This is a genomic window from Exiguobacterium sp. s132 (assembly GCF_018617235.1).
Classification (GTDB): domain Bacteria; phylum Bacillota; class Bacilli; order Exiguobacteriales; family Exiguobacteriaceae; genus Exiguobacterium; species Exiguobacterium profundum.
On the sequence record NZ_JACSJU010000011.1, the window covers coordinates 1 to 1,377 of the forward strand.

At 35.7% G+C, this 1,377-nt stretch carries 2 protein-coding genes; both read right to left on the reverse strand.

Going from position 1 to position 1,377, the window contains the following annotated elements; translation table 11 throughout:
- Positions 1 to 390: 390 nt before the first annotated feature.
- Positions 391 to 762: a hypothetical protein gene (locus tag KNO78_RS15415; RefSeq protein WP_214691720.1), complete on the reverse strand. Its 372-nt coding sequence runs from the start codon at positions 760 to 762 to the stop codon at positions 391 to 393.
- A gap of 3 nt (positions 763 to 765) precedes the next feature.
- A partial coding sequence (locus KNO78_RS15420; protein ID WP_214691719.1) for an RHS repeat-associated core domain-containing protein occupies positions 766 to 1,377 on the reverse strand: 612 nt, incomplete at its 5' end.

Below are 1,377 nucleotides of genomic sequence, written 5' to 3' on the forward strand. Positions count from 1 at the left end.
TCCCTGCTCGTCATAGGTGAACTGCCATGCTTTCGTACCGCCAGTCTCTTGGATTGCAGTCAGGTTACCCAAGGCATCCCACGTGTACGCCAAGCGCCCATCTTCGATACGATTCCCAACTTCCACAGCCGGAGGGTATTCACAGAGACGTGATGAACCTCCATGATTTCCTTACATGTATATGTTTAAATCATGCGCAGCGCATCCAAGTTTTTTCTGGAGAATGTCGACTTCACGCCATAAAAAAACTCCCCAGTCAGATAAACAGATTTGTTATTTCAACTGTCTACCTAATGGGAAGCATATCAAATTCAGCAATCTCATTTTTTTTAGCGTTTTTTAAGGATTTATGTTACTAATTATTTTTTAAAATATTCACTTTGGTGTCTATCAATGGTATTCCTTCCCAATTTTAATCTTAGTGAAATGAATTTCAGCGCTTGCTGGTGGGAACAACAGATTACATACAAATATCTCTGTTTCTTCAAGTACATAACTTGTAATACTAACATCATGCATGAAATAGGGGAGCTGTAATCTAGTTAATTCTCTTACAGGTGCTATCCGATCATCTAATGGAGCAGATATGTCTACTTTTATACACCCTAAAAATTCAATCTGATGGTGATAATTCTCATTTTCTTCTTCGATTTTTAGTAAAACTTCATCTCCATAATACCGGCAATCAAACCCAAGAACTCGAGCATCCCAATAATATATTTTTTCAAATTCATTTAAAATCTCTTGTACATTCATTTTCATTCCTCACCTTCTATAAGGTATATGTGCATCACGACTTTTTCTATCTACAACCTTCATGTTCTTATTTAGAGGCTGACCTGTCTGATTAAACAAGTGAACATGGTGATATTTAGTTTTATTGTCTGGTGGATCGATTCTCATCCGTAATCGACCACTTCCATCTCTAACATGAACAAAACCGTTGTTTTCTGTATATTTCCAATTTTTAGGTATTTTATCTAATATTTGTTTCTTTGACATATTTGGAATATTTCTAGTACTCAATGATCCAAATGCACTATTTGATACACTGGATCGACCTCTCATGGTTTTTGAAGAACCAAAAAAATTTTTTATTGTTTTTATTACTTTATTATTTGTATTTTTATTCTTAGGAAGGTTTGCTCCTCCACCATACGAGGTTTTTATATCTTGTTGAACTAACCCGGTAGAATCGATTCGAATAATTGGGTTATTTGTAACATAGCTATATCCATTTGCCATCTCAATCGATTCGTCACTATCTAATATAGAATCAACCGATAGAAACACCGCATGCTCCGGATGATAATAACGTGCCATCAAATAGTAAAGCTTCAAATCCTCATCGTAGTAATACGAGGCATAACGGATTGG